Source organism: Bartonella sp. AP20NXHL (genome assembly GCF_042196165.1).
In the GTDB taxonomy this organism is placed as follows: Bacteria; Pseudomonadota; Alphaproteobacteria; order Rhizobiales; family Rhizobiaceae; genus Bartonella.
In genome coordinates this window covers 65,883-82,420 of the sequence record NZ_JBHIPV010000007.1, presented here as the reverse complement: position 1 = coordinate 82,420, position 16,538 = coordinate 65,883, and the positions used below count along the sequence as shown (strand labels likewise).

Annotated in this window: 13 protein-coding genes, 1 tRNA gene and 2 pseudogenes; 10 read left to right on the top strand and 6 right to left on the bottom strand. The window is 34.3% G+C overall.

All coding sequences use genetic code 11. The features are described 5' to 3' along the window. The first annotated feature begins 127 nt into the window (after positions 1–127). From ACFILL_RS05560 to ACFILL_RS05550, 3 genes are all read left to right on the top strand, one after another. Positions 128–640 (top strand): DUF192 domain-containing protein, encoded by a 513-nt coding sequence (locus ACFILL_RS05560; protein WP_375643419.1) that lies wholly within the window; start codon positions 128–130, stop codon positions 638–640. Next, on the top strand, positions 637–1,410 hold the full coding sequence (locus tag ACFILL_RS05555) for an alpha/beta fold hydrolase (RefSeq protein ID WP_273791033.1): 774 nt from the start codon (positions 637–639) through the stop codon (positions 1,408–1,410). Before ACFILL_RS05560 ends, ACFILL_RS05555 begins: the two co-directional genes overlap by 4 nt. Positions 1,411–2,026: 616 nt before the next feature. Then, on the top strand, positions 2,027–2,239 hold the full coding sequence (locus ACFILL_RS05550; protein WP_375643421.1) for a DUF3126 family protein: 213 nt from the start codon (positions 2,027–2,029) through the stop codon (positions 2,237–2,239). Positions 2,240–2,283: 44 nt separating this feature from the next. Here the strand turns inward: ACFILL_RS05550 and radC are convergent, their stop codons facing one another. The 3 genes from radC to sfsA are packed head-to-tail and all read right to left on the bottom strand — an operon-like array spanning position 2,284 to position 4,635. Continuing rightward, the gene (gene radC, locus ACFILL_RS05545; RefSeq protein ID WP_273791035.1) at positions 2,284–3,078 is read right to left on the bottom strand and encodes a DNA repair protein RadC; all 795 of its coding nucleotides are present in this window, start codon (positions 3,076–3,078) and stop codon (positions 2,284–2,286) included. Positions 3,079–3,095: 17 nt separating this feature from the next. Continuing rightward, complete coding sequence (gene map, locus ACFILL_RS05540) at positions 3,096–3,926, bottom strand: type I methionyl aminopeptidase (protein ID WP_375643422.1); 831 nt, start codon at positions 3,924–3,926, stop codon at positions 3,096–3,098. Then, on the bottom strand, positions 3,919–4,635 hold the full coding sequence (gene sfsA / locus ACFILL_RS05535; protein ID WP_375643423.1) for a DNA/RNA nuclease SfsA: 717 nt from the start codon (positions 4,633–4,635) through the stop codon (positions 3,919–3,921). Before sfsA ends, map begins: the two co-directional genes overlap by 8 nt. 278 nt (positions 4,636–4,913) lie before the next feature. On the opposite strand from sfsA, the pseudogene ACFILL_RS05530 reads away from it, so the two are divergent. The 4 genes and pseudogenes from ACFILL_RS05530 (at position 4,914) to ttcA (ending at position 8,502) form a co-directional block, all read left to right on the top strand. Then, positions 4,914–5,751 (top strand): annotated as a pseudogene (locus tag ACFILL_RS05530) (RNA methyltransferase). Further along, positions 5,744–6,571: a glutamate racemase gene (gene murI / locus ACFILL_RS05525; protein WP_273791039.1), complete on the top strand. Its 828-nt coding sequence runs from the start codon at positions 5,744–5,746 to the stop codon at positions 6,569–6,571. Before ACFILL_RS05530 ends, murI begins: the two are co-directional and overlap by 8 nt. A gap of 172 nt (positions 6,572–6,743) precedes the next feature. Further along, positions 6,744–7,361, top strand: coding sequence for a 30S ribosomal protein S4 (gene rpsD / locus ACFILL_RS05520; RefSeq protein ID WP_273722651.1), 618 nt, complete (start codon positions 6,744–6,746; stop codon positions 7,359–7,361). Between the two features lie 265 nt (positions 7,362–7,626). After that, entirely contained in the window at positions 7,627–8,502 is an 876-nt protein-coding gene (gene ttcA / locus ACFILL_RS05515; RefSeq protein WP_273791040.1) for a tRNA 2-thiocytidine(32) synthetase TtcA, read from the top strand. 532 nt (positions 8,503–9,034) lie between these two features. Here ttcA and rimO read toward each other — a convergent pair. Further along, entirely contained in the window at positions 9,035–10,348 is a 1,314-nt protein-coding gene (gene rimO, locus ACFILL_RS05510; RefSeq protein WP_375643425.1) for a 30S ribosomal protein S12 methylthiotransferase RimO, read from the bottom strand. Positions 10,349–10,808: 460 nt separating this feature from the next. Further along, positions 10,809–11,513 (bottom strand): transcriptional repressor LexA, encoded by a 705-nt coding sequence (lexA, locus tag ACFILL_RS05505; protein ID WP_273791042.1) that lies wholly within the window; start codon positions 11,511–11,513, stop codon positions 10,809–10,811. A 1,217-nt stretch (positions 11,514–12,730) separates the two neighbouring features. Here lexA and ACFILL_RS05500 point away from each other — a divergent pair. Further along, positions 12,731–12,806: transfer RNA gene (locus tag ACFILL_RS05500), tRNA-Lys, on the top strand. A 90-nt stretch (positions 12,807–12,896) separates the two neighbouring features. On the opposite strand, the pseudogene ACFILL_RS05495 reads toward ACFILL_RS05500, so the two are convergent. Beyond that, positions 12,897–13,083: pseudogene (locus tag ACFILL_RS05495) on the bottom strand (hypothetical protein); the annotation flags it as partial. A 277-nt stretch (positions 13,084–13,360) separates the two neighbouring features. On the opposite strand from ACFILL_RS05495, the gene ACFILL_RS05490 reads away from it, so the two are divergent. Both ACFILL_RS05490 and ACFILL_RS05485 read left to right on the top strand, forming a co-directional pair. Then, on the top strand, positions 13,361–14,260 hold the full coding sequence (locus ACFILL_RS05490; protein ID WP_375631127.1) for a septal ring lytic transglycosylase RlpA family protein: 900 nt from the start codon (positions 13,361–13,363) through the stop codon (positions 14,258–14,260). Between the two features lie 1,094 nt (positions 14,261–15,354). Further along, positions 15,355–16,518, top strand: a complete 1,164-nt coding sequence (locus ACFILL_RS05485; RefSeq protein WP_375643426.1) for a D-alanyl-D-alanine carboxypeptidase family protein — start codon at positions 15,355–15,357, stop codon at positions 16,516–16,518. Positions 16,519–16,538 lie beyond the last annotated feature (20 nt).

Below are 16,538 nucleotides of genomic sequence, written 5' to 3'. Positions count from 1 at the left end.
TGTGCATATTACGTTGAAAGAAACTAGAAAATAACAAGGAAGCAATTCTCTTGTTTTTTGACTTTTAAACTCTGGTACTTTTTATTTTATAAACAAAATTTAAAATTTTTCTGTGGTGGAGACAAGAATGTTAAGGCCTTTTAAAAAGGGGCATGTTGTTTTATTGGTGATGCTTTTTATGCTAGATATGCGTGTTGTTGTAGCAAAGGAGCCCATAGAGATTCCTGTGCATCCGATTCCTTTAGAAATACATACAAAGCAAGGTCCGGTTTTTTATAAGGTAGAGATTGCTTTTACGCCATCTCAAGCAGCAGCTGGTTTAATGTATCGAACTGATTTTCCACGCGATCGTGCAATGCTCTTTAAGCAGCTAAAAAGTTCTCAATCGGGAGATGAGCAGAAAATTTTTATGTGGATGGCAAATACCCCTTTACCTTTAGATATGATTTTTTTAAACTCTGAGGGAATTATTGTATCGATTGTTGAAAATACTTCTCCATTTTCAACAAAGACCATTTCATCAGAAGTTCCTGCAGCTTTTGCACTTGAGATTAACGCTGGTGAAGTTTCTGAAAAAAAGATACAAAAAGGGCAACGTGTTATTCATCCTGTACTTTGTGGAAAGTGCAATAAAAAATGACCGCTGAAGATATTCGTTTTTTTGAATATAATGGTTTGCGATTTGCTTATCGAGAAGAAGGGCAGGGCGCGCCTATTTTGTTGATCCATGGTTTTGGATCTTCTGCACGGGTGAATTGGTATGCAACGGGTTGGTTCCGTATTCTCACTGAAGCAGGATATCGTGTTATTGCTCTTGATAATCGCGGTCACGGAGATTCAGTTAAAAGTTATGATCCTGTCTTTTATACACCTCAAGCTATGGCTGGCGACGCTGTAAAGTTACTACAGCATTTAGAGTTATCTAAAGCTCATGTTATGGGATATTCTATGGGGGCTCGTATTAGTGCTTTTATGGCTCTTTTGCATCCAACATATGTACACAGTGTTATTTTTGGTGGTTTAGGTATTGGTATGGTGACGGGAGCAGGAAATTGGGAGCCCGTTGCTGAGGCCCTTTTAGCAGAAGATATTTCCACCATTACCAATGCACGCGGTTTAATGTTCCGTAAATTTGCAGATCAAACGAAAAGCGATAGACGTGCTCTTGCTGCTTGTATCATTACATCAAAACAGGAGTTAACGGCGTCTGAAGTTTACAAAATCAAACAACCAGCACTTGTTGCTGTTGGTTCATTAGATGAAATTGGCGGTGCTGCAGAGCCATTGGCAGCCTTGTTGCCTTGTGGTGAAGCTATATCAATTCCTGATCGAGATCATATGCTTGCTGTAGGCGATAAAGTTTATAAAAAAGGTGTTATCGATTTTCTTTCTCGTTATCCTATAAAATAAGAATTCTTCATAGCTTTTAGAATTTACAGAAATACCCAATATTTTTATCTCGTATAAATTAAAAAAGCTTATTTAAAAATCTTTCTTTTGTGACATAAGTTTTTATAAAGAATGAAAAGAAAAATAAACTCTTATTAGCTTATTTTGTATATTTTTCAGAGATGTAACTCTTCTAAGATTAGATAATTATACTTTAAAAGTTATTAAAAAGAATTATTTTTGAATGATGTAATAAATATTTTTTGCTAAAAAATGTAGTTTTAAATAAAAAAATATTGTTATTTATATTTTTTATAAAAGGAACAAAATTATAAATTATTGATCAATTTATTCTTACGAATATGCATTCTAAATACAGATGCTAAAATTGGAGATAAAGTAAAATTATTAAAAATATACAGTTTTTTTGCCATTTTTTAATCTATACGGGTATATTTAATAATGATAGACTCTTTTTGTAAACGTTCTTTATGAATTTATAAAGAACGTTGTAAATATATGTAACATTAAGTAAATATTCAGATTATGCTTTTTTACTGACTTTACAGAATCATAAGAGTGTCTTATTTGCGCGACACGCAATTATTTTAATCGTTTCAAAAAACAGGAGAGCATAGTGAATGCTGATGAAATAAAAAAACTTGATAATTATTTTAAAAATATATTCCAAAACTCAGCATTGCAAGTCAGAGCACGGCCTAAAAAGAGTGATTCTTGTGAGGTTTATATGGGAGATGAGTTTTTAGGCATTATCTATCGAGATGAAGATGAAGAAGAGCTCTCCTATAATTTCTCAATGGCTATATTAGATATTGATTTAGAAAATTGATTCGTTATTCATAGTTGAATGAAGTCTTTTTTATCCCATAAGATTTATATAAGTTTTAACGCTTTAAAGCTCGTATGGTTATTTCGTGCAATAATAAGATGGTCATGGATAATAATGCCTAATGCATTTGCTGCATCTTTTAATCTATATGTCATTGTTATATCTGCATCAGAGGGGGTCGAATCGCCAGAAGGGTGATTGTGGACTAAGATAAGTCCTGAGGCGGATAACTCTAAAGCGCGAGAAATAACTTCACGAGGATAAACAGGGGTATGATCAATGGTTCCAGTTTGTTGCACCTCATCAGCAAGCAAGCCGTTTTTCTTATCAAGAAACAAAATACGAAATTGTTCACGTGTTTCGTGAGCCATAACAGCTTTACAATAAGCTAAAACTTTATCCCATGATGAAAAAATATCGCGTTTAAACAATTGCGCACGAGCAAGACGTCCAGCAACATCTGAAATAATTTTTAAATCAATTGCAGTGGCGGGACCACATCCTGGAATTTCTTGAAGTCGGTGAATATCCGCTCCCAACACATCAGCTAATGAACCAAAACGCGCTATCAAATTTTTAGCTATGGGTTTTGTGTTTGCACGGGGTATTGTACGAAAAAGCAATAATTCAAGATACTCATAATCTTCAATTGCATTTCCTTTTGACTTTAAATAGCGCTTCCGAAGACGTTCACGATGTCCTTGATAATGTTTATGAAGCTGTGCGTTTTTCTGAGGCTCTTCACTTTTTCTTTCTGATACTGGGGTGAGTGGAGAACTCGATGTTAATGCAAAGTGATTACTTTGAGTACCTTCCTTTTGATTTAATTTTTTAGCCATAACATCTCTACGTTGCGTTAGGTATGCGAATTTGGAATATAAAAAATATTTTTAGGAGATTGCGTAAATATTTCATATCCTTCATTTGTCACACCAATTGTATGTTCATATTGTGCTGTCAGAGAACGGTCACGGGTAACAGCAGTCCAACCGTCAGATAAAATCTTAACTTGTGGTTTACCAAGGTTAATCATAGGCTCAATTGTAAACATCATACCTTGTTTTAATTCGACTCCTTCTCCAGGGTTTCCATAATGGAGGATATTGGGAGCATCATGAAAAAGCTGGCCGATACCATGTCCGCAAAAGTCTCTCACAATTGAACAGCGTTCGGATTCTGCATACTGTTGAATGGCTGCCCCGATATCACCTGTCGTTGCTCCAGGCTTAACGACAGCGATTCCTCTCATAAGACTTTCATAGGTTATTTTTAGCAAGCGTTCTGCTGCACGCCTAATTTTTCCAACAGGATACATTCGGCTTGAATCCCCATGCCAACCATCAAGGATAAAGGTTACATCAACATTTACAATATCACCTTCTTGCAAAGGTCTTTTATTGGGAATGCCATGGCAGACAACGTGATTGATAGATGTACAGCATGAATGGCTGTATCCATGATAATTTAGATCAGCAGGAAGTGCTCCTCGCTTAGCTCCAAAAACGAATACAAAATCATCAATTTCTTGCGTAGTAATGCCCGGCTTAATAATATCCGTAAGCGCATCAAGGCATTCTGCAGCAATACGACCAACTTCACGCATTTTAGCAAAAGCATAATCATCGAAAATGCGGATTTTTCCATTAAATTTTAAAGGGATTTTATTATATTCGATATACTCAGTCATTGTTTCTTCTATTTTCTATTTTTACTCTCTGAATCGGAAAAATGCCTTCTACACTTACATGACACTTTACAGCATAACATTCTACCCCTGATTTTAATGCTAAATCAAACTTACGTCCATAGAGTGGATCAAGATCATGACAAATTGTAAAAGCTGTGCAATCTTCTCGTTGAATAATATAAAGCATAGCAGCTCGTTTTCCTTGTTGTACAACTTCTATGAGCTCATCAAGGTGACGTGCACCACGTTTTGTTTCGCTATCAGGAAATTCTGCTAATCCTTTCTGACGAATAAAATGAACATTTTTGACTTCTAGGTAACAATCAGGAAGAATGTCATCTTGTAAAAGAAAGTCAATTCGTGATTGTGTCCCATAGCGTTGTTCTTTTAAAATTGTTTTATATCCACTTAATTCTGGTAGTAATCCGTTTTGAATTGCCTCTAACGCAAGCTTATTGGGTAAAGAAGTATTAATGCCAACCAAAGTATTATCGGCTTCAATAATTTCTAATTGATAGGCATATTTTCGTTTGATGTCGTTATGATAAGAAAGCCAAATATTGGAGTTGAAAGCTGTTAATCCAAGCATTGATCCTGTATTAGGTACAGACACGGTGAGGACATGCTGATCATCTTGTTGAACATCTGCAAGGAAACGTTTATAACGACGGATAAGCTTTGCAGGAAAAAGTTTGGGAATAAAGTGCATATCCCTTTTTAGGATTTATGATTTCATAATTCAACTGAGATTATGATTTGCAGGGGCTGTTTCCTATTAAAAGTAGATAAAATTGATGTAAAAAACGCTACGATATCGTTCACTTTAATGGCTTTTAAAATTTATTATTAGGTTTAGAAACTATTATCTTTGAATGAAAAGATAACATTGTCTATAATTTATTATTAAACAGCATTAGAGTATTGTGAAAAAGGTTTCGTAAAAAATAGTGGAGAGGGAGATAGTTTAAGTGAAACTAGGTAAGATTGATGGCAGGAACGAATAAGAATCGTGAAAATTTAACAAATGGTCCCATTATTATTTTAGTTGAACCGCAGCTTCCTGAAAACATTGGTATGGTCGCAAGGGCAATGGCAAATTTTGGGCTTTCTAAGCTTCGATTAGTCAATCCTCGAGAAATGTTTCCAAATGAAAAAGCTAGAGCTGCTGCAAGTAAAGCTGATCATGTCATTAACAATGCTGTGATTTTTAACACATTGCGTGATTCAATTGCAGATTTACACTATGTTTTTGCCACAACAGCACGTGAAAGATGTGGATTTAAAACTGTAAAAAGTGCTGTCGAAGCAGCAAGCGTATTACGTCAGCGTGAAAGTATCGGACATAAGACAGGTATTGTCTTTGGAAGAGAGAGATGGGGACTAGAAAATGATGAAATCAGCCTTGTTGATGAAATTATTACTTTTCCAGTTAATCCTGCTTTTGCGTCACTTAATATTGCGCAAGCGGTTCTTTTAATGTCTTACGAATGGATGAAAACTGGTTTAGAGAATGTCAGCGATACGGCATTTCGTGCCGCAGAGATGGAACCTGCAAATAAAACAATATTTCATGGTTTTTTATCTCAGTTAGAAGAGGCTTTGAATATCCGTGGGTATTTTAGACCCCCAGAACGCAAAGAAGTAATGATTGCAAATTTGCGCTCTGTTTTTACGCGCGCTAACTTTAGTGAACCTGAGGTTCGTTTATTGCGAGGCATTATATCTTCTTTGGATCATTTTTCGCCACAATATCCACGAGGGAGTAGAGCACCTGAAGAACGTGATCGTAAAAAAATTAAAAATAAGTGTGAAAACTAATGGATGAACGACCTGTTCTTTTTTTTGATAGCGGTATTGGTGGTTTAACAGTGTTTAGGGAAGCGCGTATTCTTATTCCTGAAATGCAATTTATCTATGTTGCTGATGATGCAGGATTTCCTTATGGAAATTGGAAAGAAAATATTTTGAAAGAGCGTATTTTGAAGATTTTTACAAATCTTTTAACACGCTACAATCCAGCTTTATGTGTGATTGCTTGCAACACTGTTTCTACACTGATGATAGCAGATTTACGACAGAATTTTCCTCATGTCCCTTTTGTAGGAACGGTTCCTGCAATTAAATCAGCTGCAGAACAAACAAAATCTGGTTTTATTTCCGTATTAGCGACTCCTGGAACAGTTAAACGTGCTTATACAAATGAATTAATTAACTCTTTTGCTGGACAGTGTCATGTTCAGCTTGTGGGAAGTAAAAAGCTGGCTGGACTTGCTGAAGATTATTTACGGGGAAAATCTATCGATTCAGAAGAGTTAAGAAAAGAAATCCTGCCATGTTTTGTGGAAAAAAATGGACAATATACGGATGTTATTGTTTTAGCCTGCACACATTATCCTTTTTTGATTAATTTCTTTCGTGAACATGCTTTATGGTCCGTTGAGTGGATTGATCCGGCGAAAGCGATCGCCAAACATATCAGATCTTTATTACCATTGTCGGGAGAAATACACCATCAATATATAAAGAAATATCAAGATTTTGCGTTGTTGACATCGAAAAATATCACTTCTTTAACGGAGAATTTGTTTAAAGGATTTGGCTTAAAACTCATGAAAGGAGTTGACTTTGGGTTACGAGACCAATAATGATGATCTAGCTATTTTTTCAAGAAAATAGCATTAATTGACGTGTCCCGTGGATAACTTTGCATATTGATATGTTAAGGTATTCTGTCAGTCTTTATAGTATTTAAAGGCAGAGGAGGGCGCGTTTCCTTGGGGTCTTAAGATCTCGTGTTTTATTTTATAAGGAAATGCGATGAGTAAACGCGAAACAACAAAGTATAAAATTGACCGTCGTATGGGAGAAAATATTTGGGGGCGTCCAAAATCTCCTGTCAATCGTCGTGATTATGGTCCAGGTCAGCATGGACAGCGTCGTAAAGGAAAACTTTCTGACTATGGGGTGCAGTTGCGCGCTAAACAGAAATTGAAAGGGTTTTATGGAGATATTTCAGAAAAACAATTTCATAAAACCTATGAAGAGGCAGCTCGTCGACGGGGCGATACTGGCGAAAATCTTATCGGTCTGTTAGAATCACGTTTGGATGCTGTTGTTTATCGTGCAAAATTCGTACCTACGATTTTTGCTTCTCGCCAATTTATCAATCACGGTCATGTTAATGTCAATGGGCGGCGCACAAACATTCAATCTTATCGTTGTAAACCAGGTGATGTTATTGAGGTTCGGGAAAAATCGAAACAACTTGTTTTAGTGTTAGAATCAGTGCAATTGGCAGAACGTGATGTCCCTGATTATATTGAAGCAGATCATAAACAGATGAAAGCAACCTTTACGCGTATTCCTGCTTTTGCAGATGTTCCTTATGCTGTGCAAATGGAACCTAATTTGGTTGTTGAATTTTATTCTCGATAATTTTTCTGTAAGAGAAATTGTTTCTCTCTTCTAGTATGATAACTTCAAAATATTGTGTTATTCTTACAATATTTGAAGTTAATAAGTTCTTTTTGTAAATGGTTCTATATTAAGTTTATTGCTATGTTTTATAGTCATAAATTTGTATAGTTCCATTTCTTTTTTGTGTATCTAATTTATAAATTCAAAAAACATAAATGTAAGCTTGCTTTAATATTTTTTTATCTTTGCAAAACGAGCTGTTTATTGTGCAGGATATGGTATTATGAATGATGTTCCAGTTGAATATCAAGTAATAGAAGAAAACGAAGGGAGAGATGATCCTTTAATAAGCGAAGCAGATAATTGTCATCCAATGTTTCGTGTTGCTCCTTCAAGCGTAGAATTTAATAAATTACGCAAACGACTTTTACGTCATATGCGACAAGCTTTGGATGATTTTTCTATGCTCTCTACAGGAGAAAAATGGCTTGTTGCTTTATCGGGTGGAAAAGACTCTTATGGTTTATTAGCGCTTCTTTTAGACTTAAAGTGGCGAGGTCTTTTATCCGTTGAAATTCTTGCCTGTAATCTTGATCAAGGGCAACCAGGATTCCCTAAGCATATTCTTCCAGACTTTTTAAGTTCTTATAAAATTCCATATCGTATTGAATATCAGGATACTTATTCCATTGTTACAGATAAATTGGCAGAGTCGCAGACATATTGTTCACTTTGTTCTCGATTACGACGTGGTAATCTCTATCGTATTGCACGTGAAGAGGGATGTTCTGCATTAGTTTTAGGTCATCATCGTGATGATGTTTTAGAAACATTTTTTATGAATTTGTTTCACGGTGGCCGATTAGCTGCCATGCCTGGAAAACTTAAAAATGATGAAGGAGATCTTTTTGTGTTACGTCCTCTTGTTTATGCTGCTGAGGAAGATATGGAAAAATTTTCTCAAGCAATGCAATTTCCGATTATTCCTTGTAATCTTTGCGGTAGTCAAGATGGTTTGCAACGTAATGCCATGAAAGAAATGCTGAAAAATATAGAAAGACAAATGCCAGGACGTAAAGATACGATGATTCGCGCTTTAACAAATGTACGCCCAAGTCATTTGCTTGATAAGAAGTTCTTTGATTTTAAAACGTGTTAATAATAATTAGATATTTAAAAAAAATACGTTCAAAGAGTTTAAGATAAGATACTTATTTATAATGATAATTTATTGTTTTTTTAATTTAGATACGTCAGATTGTTTTGTTTCAAATTCTCTTATATTGCATCTATAAAAAACATCTGCCTGCATATCACAAAGGAAATTCTCGTGTGCATCAAACTCTCTTGAAAAAATTTTCCTTTCACTAACCAATGACTGTCGCAATATCAAAAATAGGAAAATAGTACGGTTGTTGATTTTCTCTTTTGTTAATTAAAAATGGTGAACCTTGTGGATTTTATTTTATTCTGTTGCGCCGCCGTCACCGTCATTTAAGGCATTAAATTAAGAGAATATATAACTGCTTGATATTTTGGGAGTGTATAGCAACACTCAGGGCAAGAATTGCTCGTAAATTCTCATGAAGTGAGTTACATAAGTGATCAAGTTCGATTGTGAGTAGCCGACCTTTTATAAACCAATGCTGATAGAAATCTTCATCATTGAGGACAGAGAAGGAGTTAAATTTTTAAACGGCTATACCATAAAGGTCATAGGCATCCGATTGTTCGATTTTAACGGTGACAAATTCACCAACACGCAGTGGGCGTCGTGATGATATATGGACAACACCATCTATTTCTGGCGCATCGTACTGACTACGTCCTTTGGCAACTTTTCCTTGACTTTCATCAATAAGAACTTGGAGTCTTTTTCCAATTTTTTTCTTTAAAAGATATGTAGAAATTTGTTGTTGTTTTGCCATAAAACGATGCCAGCGGTTTTCTTTCACCTCTTCAGGAATATTTTCTAATCCCAAATCATTTGCGGCAGCTCCTTTTACTTCTTCATATTTAAAGCACCCAGCGCGTTCAATTTTTGCTTCTTCTAGCCATTCTAGAAGTATATTAAAATCTTCATTCGTTTCACCAGGAAAACCAACAATAAATGTTGATCGCAAAGTAAGATTTGGACAGATTTTCCGCCATTTTTCAATTCTACGGTTTGTTTTTTCCATAAGTGCGGGACGCTTCATGTGACGCAAAACAGCCGGTGATGCATGCTGAAAAGGAATATCCAGATAAGGAAGAATTTTTTTTGCAGCCATAAGTTCGATAACTTCATCAACATGGGGATAAGGATAAACGTAATGCATACGTACCCAAATACCCATATCGCCTAGTTCGCGACAAAGATCAAAGAATTTCGTTTTGATTGTACGATCTTTCCAAGAATTTTCGAGATATTTAAGATCAACACCATAAGCACTCGTATCTTGTGAAATAACCAAAAGTTCTTTTACACCCGCTTGCACGAGTTTTTCAGCTTCACGAAGAACATCGCTGATGGGACGTGAAGTGAGATTACCACGCAGAGTAGGGATGATACAAAAACTACACTGGTTAGAGCATCCTTCAGAAATCTTTAAGTAGGCGTAATGGCGAGGTGTTAAACGAATACCTTGGGGAGGAACTAAATCAAGAAAAGGATCATGAATTGGAGGAATTGCTGTATGAACAGCTTCTATAACGCTTTCATAAGCTTGCGGTTTTGTAATAGCCAATACATTAGGATATGTTTGGCGAATAGCATCAGGATCAGCACCAAGACACCCTGTTACAATAACTTTTCCATTTTTTTTAAGAGCTTCATCAATATTGGCTAATGATTCTTTCCTTGCCGAGTCAAGAAAACCACAGGTATTCACAATAACGACATCAGCTCCTTGATGTTGACGTGAAATCTCATACCCTTCGGAGCGAAGGCGTGTAATAATTCGCTCAGAATCTACGAGTGCTTTTGGGCATCCGAGGGAGACAAAACTAATACGAGGTGCTACCATGATGATCCTACAATTACTATGAATGATTCAGTTACGTTTTTATTAACTTAAAAATAATGTTCTTTATTTTTATACCTATGCAATACAGTCTGTTACAAAGTTATTTGATTTTTTTCTACAAAATTTTATGTGTTTTTATGCATGCATACAATTTTGTCTTATTATATCGTAAAATTCCATCATTGAGGACGAGGATATAAGGCTGCTTTCTTAAAAGCATTCAAGTTCTTTTCAAAGTACGTGGTGAATATTTTAAAGCTTACTTGCCAAGCCTTGCATAAGTGAAGAACAATGGAGGGAAGGGAAAGTGAAATCCGCTCGATAAGGATCTGGATTGTTTATAAACCGAATTGGGGGCATCCTTTGGCTGTGGAGAAGAAGTCAATTGCGTGTGGCACAATAAAAAAATACTCAACAGCTTCTTATTGCGATATATATCGCGTACTATAAGGTTTATTTTTTAATATTTGCGAATAAGTCCGGTAAGTTTGCCTTGTATTTCTACACGCTCGGATTCGTATGTCCGTACTTCATAATGAGGATTTGCAGCTTCTAATGCAATAGAAGCTCCTTTGCGTCGATAACGTTTTAATGTTGCTTCTTTTTTATCAATAAACGCAACAATAATTTCACCTGTTATTGCTGTATTTTGACGTTTCACAATGATCGTATCTTTATCAAAGATACCAGCCTCCATCATAGAATCATCTTTAACTTCTAAAGCGTAGTGCTCGCCTGTATTGACCATATCGAGTGGAAGAGAAAGGCTGTTTATTTGCTGCAGTATAGCAGAGGCGGGTACGCTTGCAGAAATACGTCCCATAATAGGAATGGTGATATTTTTTTTTTCTTCTTCATCAAAGGGACTCAAGCTTTTTGATATTTCCCTTTTATTTCTTTCTATTATACTGGGAGAAATTTTACGTGCTAAAGAAAGGTTAAATGTTATTTTCTCAGGAAGTCGAATTACCTCCACAGCACGAGCACGATTAGGCAAACGACGTATAAAACCTCTTTGTTCTAAGGCTATAATGAGCTTATGAATACCAGACTTTGAAGAAAGTTCTAATGCATTTTTCATTTCTTCAAAAGAAGGAGGAACACCAGTTTCTTTTATATGGTTATGAATAAACAAGAGTAGCTCATACTGTTTACATGTTAGCATTCAATATTCCAATCAAAATAATAAAAATTAGTAAAGTAAAAATACATGTATATATAACATTTTTACAATTTTTATCGCCAAATCAAAATTATTTTCTTTGTTTTTGATATTATCGTTTAATAAAGAAATATGTTTATTTATAGATATATTTAAATTATTATTTATATACTATATAGCTACATTAATATTAAATAATGTATAAAATACTTTATAGTTCTGACTGAATTATCTAACACCAAATTTTATGACCAGTATTATCCTTTTCTTCTAAAAATATATCTACATGTTTTGTAATTTCTGATATAAAAAAGTTAAATAGAAGGCATTCTATATATTTAGAACTCTCTATGGGTATTTAAAATCATTTTACATACTGCATATTATTTCTGCTTTTTTATTCTTAGTAAAATTATCTACAGCTCTAATAGTGAACACAATTTATAGTCATTCGAGATATTTTCAATGAGACTAAATTTTGCTTCATATCTACTTTATTCTATAGGATAAACTGGCTTTCGTTATATATTCATTAAGCATAAATAAAATTATACTCTCAAAATGCCATTGTTGCTCATTGTTCCATTTTCAGGTCTAACGTGTCAACTGCTATATACTATTTTCATGAACCCTAATGTTGCGATAAATTTTGATTATTGAAAGGAGGCATAAAAGGTATTTTCATTTCTTTTTTATAGTTTTATTCTCTCACTTATATTGGTCAAGAAAATGCTTTTTATTGTTTCAATATAAAAAAGATTTGAAATGAGATAAGCTTACAGTATTTGAGACTTATCACTCAAGTGATAAAAATGATAAATTATTATAAATCAATATATTATCTTATAAATCTGTATTTATATTTGAAATATTAAACACTAAGATATAAAAAATAATATTATAATAAAAGGTATTTTTTCTTCTCTACCCATTATGCTCAACAACCCATGTGAGGGGAAGGGGGTCATTTCTCATAATTTTAACGCTTCGAATCTATGCAATATTTTGCAGTGAAATTTTTCCTTTATTGAAACTTCAAAAATAAGATTAAAGAGTACTTATACAATGATGAAGTAAAGGGGTGAAAACGAAAAATTATTGATAATTGAAGAAAATAATAATATTTTTCTCCAAAAGGTGTTGACCAAATGGAAAGTCAACCGTATGTTCCCTTCACTTTCTACAAATTAGATAGTGTGCAAACTAGATAGCTTGTATGAGAGCGCGTAGCTCAGCTGGTAGAGCAACTGACTTTTAATCAGTAGGTCCAGGGTTCGAATCCCTGCGCGCTCACCAAATTTAAATTAATATCAATAGGCTATAAAAAATTTAAGAATCTTTCTTGTTTTTATTCTTTTTGAAGTTTTTTGTTGATTCTATAACCTGTCATTTTCTATCAGCTGTTTTGAAATAGAGCGATGCTATGCTGTCTCCTGTCCAACAAAAAAGAGCTTTAAGATTACGATAGGATTGTACCTGCGTTGGCAGCACATGTGGTTTCTAATTTTCTCAATCTATAGGTTGATTTTTTAATACCCACTGCATTACATGATTCGCAAAACAAGTTGCTAAAATCACCACTTATTCACACTTTATATTATGAAATGACTTTTCTATAAGATGTTGATTTATTTAATTTTTACTCTTTTTAACATCTACTATAGTACATTTATTTCTTATGAAGATCATAAAAAGGTTAACAATACGTTAATTTCTTGATAGAAGGGGCCAATTCAAGAGTGGTATATGCGCGAGGGGAATCATTTAAAAACGTAAATTCTTCCGTTGCGTACAAAAAGCGTGACGTGGTTTTTACAGTAGTACTTAACAGAAATAAGTGGACTGAATAGATGCCTTCAAATAGAAAAAAGAAATTTACTTTTATGATTAAACCAACACTTCAATTGTTTTCTATGATCGTCATTTCTCAGTCACTGGTATCTTGTTGCGCAAGCCAAACTATGAATTTTTCAATAAAAGATTCCTATCATAATAAACCAATTAACGTAAACACTTCTGTACTACCTCAACAAGTATCTAATAAGAAGAATCAATCGGAAGAAAAAAAGCGTGGACGAGCGATTGTTGGTAAACCTTATCAAATAAAAGGAAAGTGGTATTATCCTCAAAGTGATCCAACTTATAAACGTGTTGGCGAAGCATCATGGTATGGTTCAGATTTTCATGGACGTTTAACTGCCAACGGTGAAATTTATGACATGAATCTTTTGACTGCTGCTCATCCTACAATGCCTTTACCTAGCTATGCTCGTGTTACTAATTTGAAAAATGGATCTTCAATCGTTGTTAGAGTGAATGATCGCGGACCTTTTATGAAAGACAGAATCATTGATTTATCAAGGCAAGCTGCGACAATACTGGGGTATGTAGATAGGGGGGTTGCAGATGTTAAAGTAGAATATATTGCTGAAGCACCTGTTGGCTATTATGATGGTGCATATTTAATGTCCTCTTATACTCCTGGAAATGCTGCCCCATATTCATTAGCGTCGGAAAATATTGCGAAAAAAAGAGAAACTGTTTTGTTAAAAGAGCAGCGCAATACAGGAAACAAAAAAGAATTAGCTAAAGCAGCTGCTGTTGAACAAGAACAACGTAATAAAACTGTTGCAGTTAAATTGCCAGAAATTGGTCCTATCATGGTTGATAAGCCGATACCATTTGATCAAGTTGCTTCTATAAATAAGCTAAACAAAAAAACAAAGGTCAATTGGCTACAACTGTTTTAAGAAAAAATGCATTGATTTTTTATCTATATAATTTTCTAGTAAAAAAGGTAAGAACTTACGGATTTAGTGTAAGATTTTCATCTTAAAGCGCGTTGTCCTTTTCAAAAAGCGTGGTGGGGTGCTATTATTATAAATTCAGTACGGCCTTTCTACTCCATTGCTGGTCTATTCGTCGTTTTATGATATTGCTTGCTTAATAAAGCGCGTACTTTTCTTACTGTAATAGCTTTTGCTAGACGAAGGTAGATTATTGTATCAGTCTGTTTGTGTAATCTCCAAAACAACTGTACAATCAATTTGAGAGGAACAAAAAGCTTAACAAGTAAAAAAATATTTTATTTTGATTCGGCCTTGCATCTTTCCAAAGTATCCACGGTAATATCTTATGAAGAGATTATATATTACCTCATGCTTTTGTTTATCATGTTCTTTAATGGAGTAAGTTCCCTCACGAAAAACAGAGCGTCTCAAACAAAATACGCTTACATTGCCAATTCACGGACTTATTTAAAAGAGACATACTTCAACACGCTACAGGTCTATTTTACGACAGCGCCTGTGAATGGCATAACTGTAACGCCTTTAGATATCACCATCTTCACACTTATGAAGATATAAACCGACACCGTCATACACTTTGCAAGCCCCAATGTTTTATGCGATAATTCTTAACACTTGAGAGGTTGATAAGAAGTATTTTTACTCTCTTTTTTAATAATTTTTATCTATATACGAACCCTACTTATGATGCGTAAGCAAGCGATTTTATTGAATTCAATATGAGAGGAAATATAACGAAAGAATCTTACAGTATTTTGAATCAGATCCACGTTAAAAGATTATAATTTATCATAATAAATCAATATACTATCAATATAAAACAACAAATAAAAAAAATTTTTTGTCTCTCATGCTTTAAAACATAAAATTGAATCTAGGTGGAAGATAAGAAGTGCATCATTTTACTTTTAATAACGCTGAATAAAAATAAAATCTTTTCTTGAGGCATCAATAATTCCTCAATTTGCGGAAATAAAAAAGTTTTTTCCTATATAAGATTCTTTATGTTGATCTTTGGGATGGGAGGAGCAGCTATGTACACAATATTAAGGATCTTATTGACCTTATGGGGGGTATTGGTATTTGTCACGTGGGGGAAAGCAGAAGATTTTCAAATTTCTGCTTCACAATTGTTATTACTCGATGATGATACAGAGACAATACTTTATGAAAAACAAAGTGATATTCCTTTTTTTCCTGCTTCATTAGCAAAATTGATGACAGTGGAAGTCGTATTTCATCACTTAAAGGAGGGACTGTTAAAGAGTACGCAGAAATTCAAGGTCAGTGAAAATGCTTGGCGCAAGGGTGGAGCACCTTCCGGTACAACCACTATGTTTGCAAAGATAAAAACAGAAATCAGTGTTTCTGATCTGTTGCGTGGTTTAATTATTGTGAATGGAAATGATGCTGCTATTATTCTTGCTGAAGGAATATCGGGAGATGAAGCTCATTTCACAAAGTTGATGAATCAGCGCGCAAAAATAATCGGATTATCTCAGAGTCATTTTGTTAATGCAACAGGGTTACCCGAAGAGGGACAATTTGTAACTGTGCGTGATATGATTATATTAGCACGTCATATTGTTCAGGAATATCCGGACTATTATGCACTTTATTGTGAGCCTCATTTTACATGGAATAATATTTTTCAACGTAATAAAAATCCTCTTATTTCTAAGGAAATTGGTGTAGAAGGATTTGGTTTTGGCTACAGTGAAAAAGAAGGTTTTTCAATGGTTGCCACCATTTCTAAAAATCATCGACGTCTTTTTTTAGCAATCAATGGTTTGCAAGATGGTAAAAAATATACAAAAGAAATAGAACGCATTCTTCAATGGGGAATGACGGCTTTTGATCTCAAAACGATTTTTACAAAAGAAGAAACGGTTGGTCGTGCTTCTGTTTATGGTGGTAAACAAAATTTTGTTCCACTCATTGTTAAAACACCAATAAGTTTTATGCTTTCGAATGAAAAAAAAGTAAATGTTAAAGCAAAAATTAAATATCATGGTCCATTGAAAGCTCCCATCGTTTCTGGGCAATCAGTTGGCGTTATTCAAATTTTAGAAGATAAAAAGGTTCTTCTGGAAAAACCAGTTTTTGCCGGAATGAATGTTCAGGAAGGAAGTTTCTTTGCAAAAGTAAAAAATGCATTCTATGAAATAACAATTGGATGGTTACGAAAATATTTGTAGTTACGCGCTAATAAGGTTAA

What these genes read in the sequence shown, in the direction of transcription:
- radC (WP_273791035.1), bottom strand. Translation starts at nt 3,078, where the DNA reads ATGGCTAAAAAATTAAATCAAAAGGAAGGTACTCAAAGTAATCACTTT.
- rimO (WP_375643425.1), bottom strand. Translation starts at nt 10,348, where the DNA reads ATGGTAGCACCTCGTATTAGTTTTGTCTCCCTCGGATGCCCAAAAGCA.
- rpsD (WP_273722651.1), top strand. Translation starts at nt 6,744, where the DNA reads ATGAGTAAACGCGAAACAACAAAGTATAAAATTGACCGTCGTATGGGA.
- murI (WP_273791039.1), top strand. Translation starts at nt 5,744, where the DNA reads ATGGATGAACGACCTGTTCTTTTTTTTGATAGCGGTATTGGTGGTTTA.
- ACFILL_RS05560 (WP_375643419.1), top strand. Translation starts at nt 128, where the DNA reads ATGTTAAGGCCTTTTAAAAAGGGGCATGTTGTTTTATTGGTGATGCTT.
- ACFILL_RS05555 (WP_273791033.1), top strand. Translation starts at nt 637, where the DNA reads ATGACCGCTGAAGATATTCGTTTTTTTGAATATAATGGTTTGCGATTT.
- ACFILL_RS05485 (WP_375643426.1), top strand. Translation starts at nt 15,355, where the DNA reads ATGTACACAATATTAAGGATCTTATTGACCTTATGGGGGGTATTGGTA.
- sfsA (WP_375643423.1), bottom strand. Translation starts at nt 4,635, where the DNA reads ATGCACTTTATTCCCAAACTTTTTCCTGCAAAGCTTATCCGTCGTTAT.
- map (WP_375643422.1), bottom strand. Translation starts at nt 3,926, where the DNA reads ATGACTGAGTATATCGAATATAATAAAATCCCTTTAAAATTTAATGGA.
- ACFILL_RS05490 (WP_375631127.1), top strand. Translation starts at nt 13,361, where the DNA reads ATGCCTTCAAATAGAAAAAAGAAATTTACTTTTATGATTAAACCAACA.
- lexA (WP_273791042.1), bottom strand. Translation starts at nt 11,513, where the DNA reads ATGCTAACATGTAAACAGTATGAGCTACTCTTGTTTATTCATAACCAT.
- ttcA (WP_273791040.1), top strand. Translation starts at nt 7,627, where the DNA reads ATGAATGATGTTCCAGTTGAATATCAAGTAATAGAAGAAAACGAAGGG.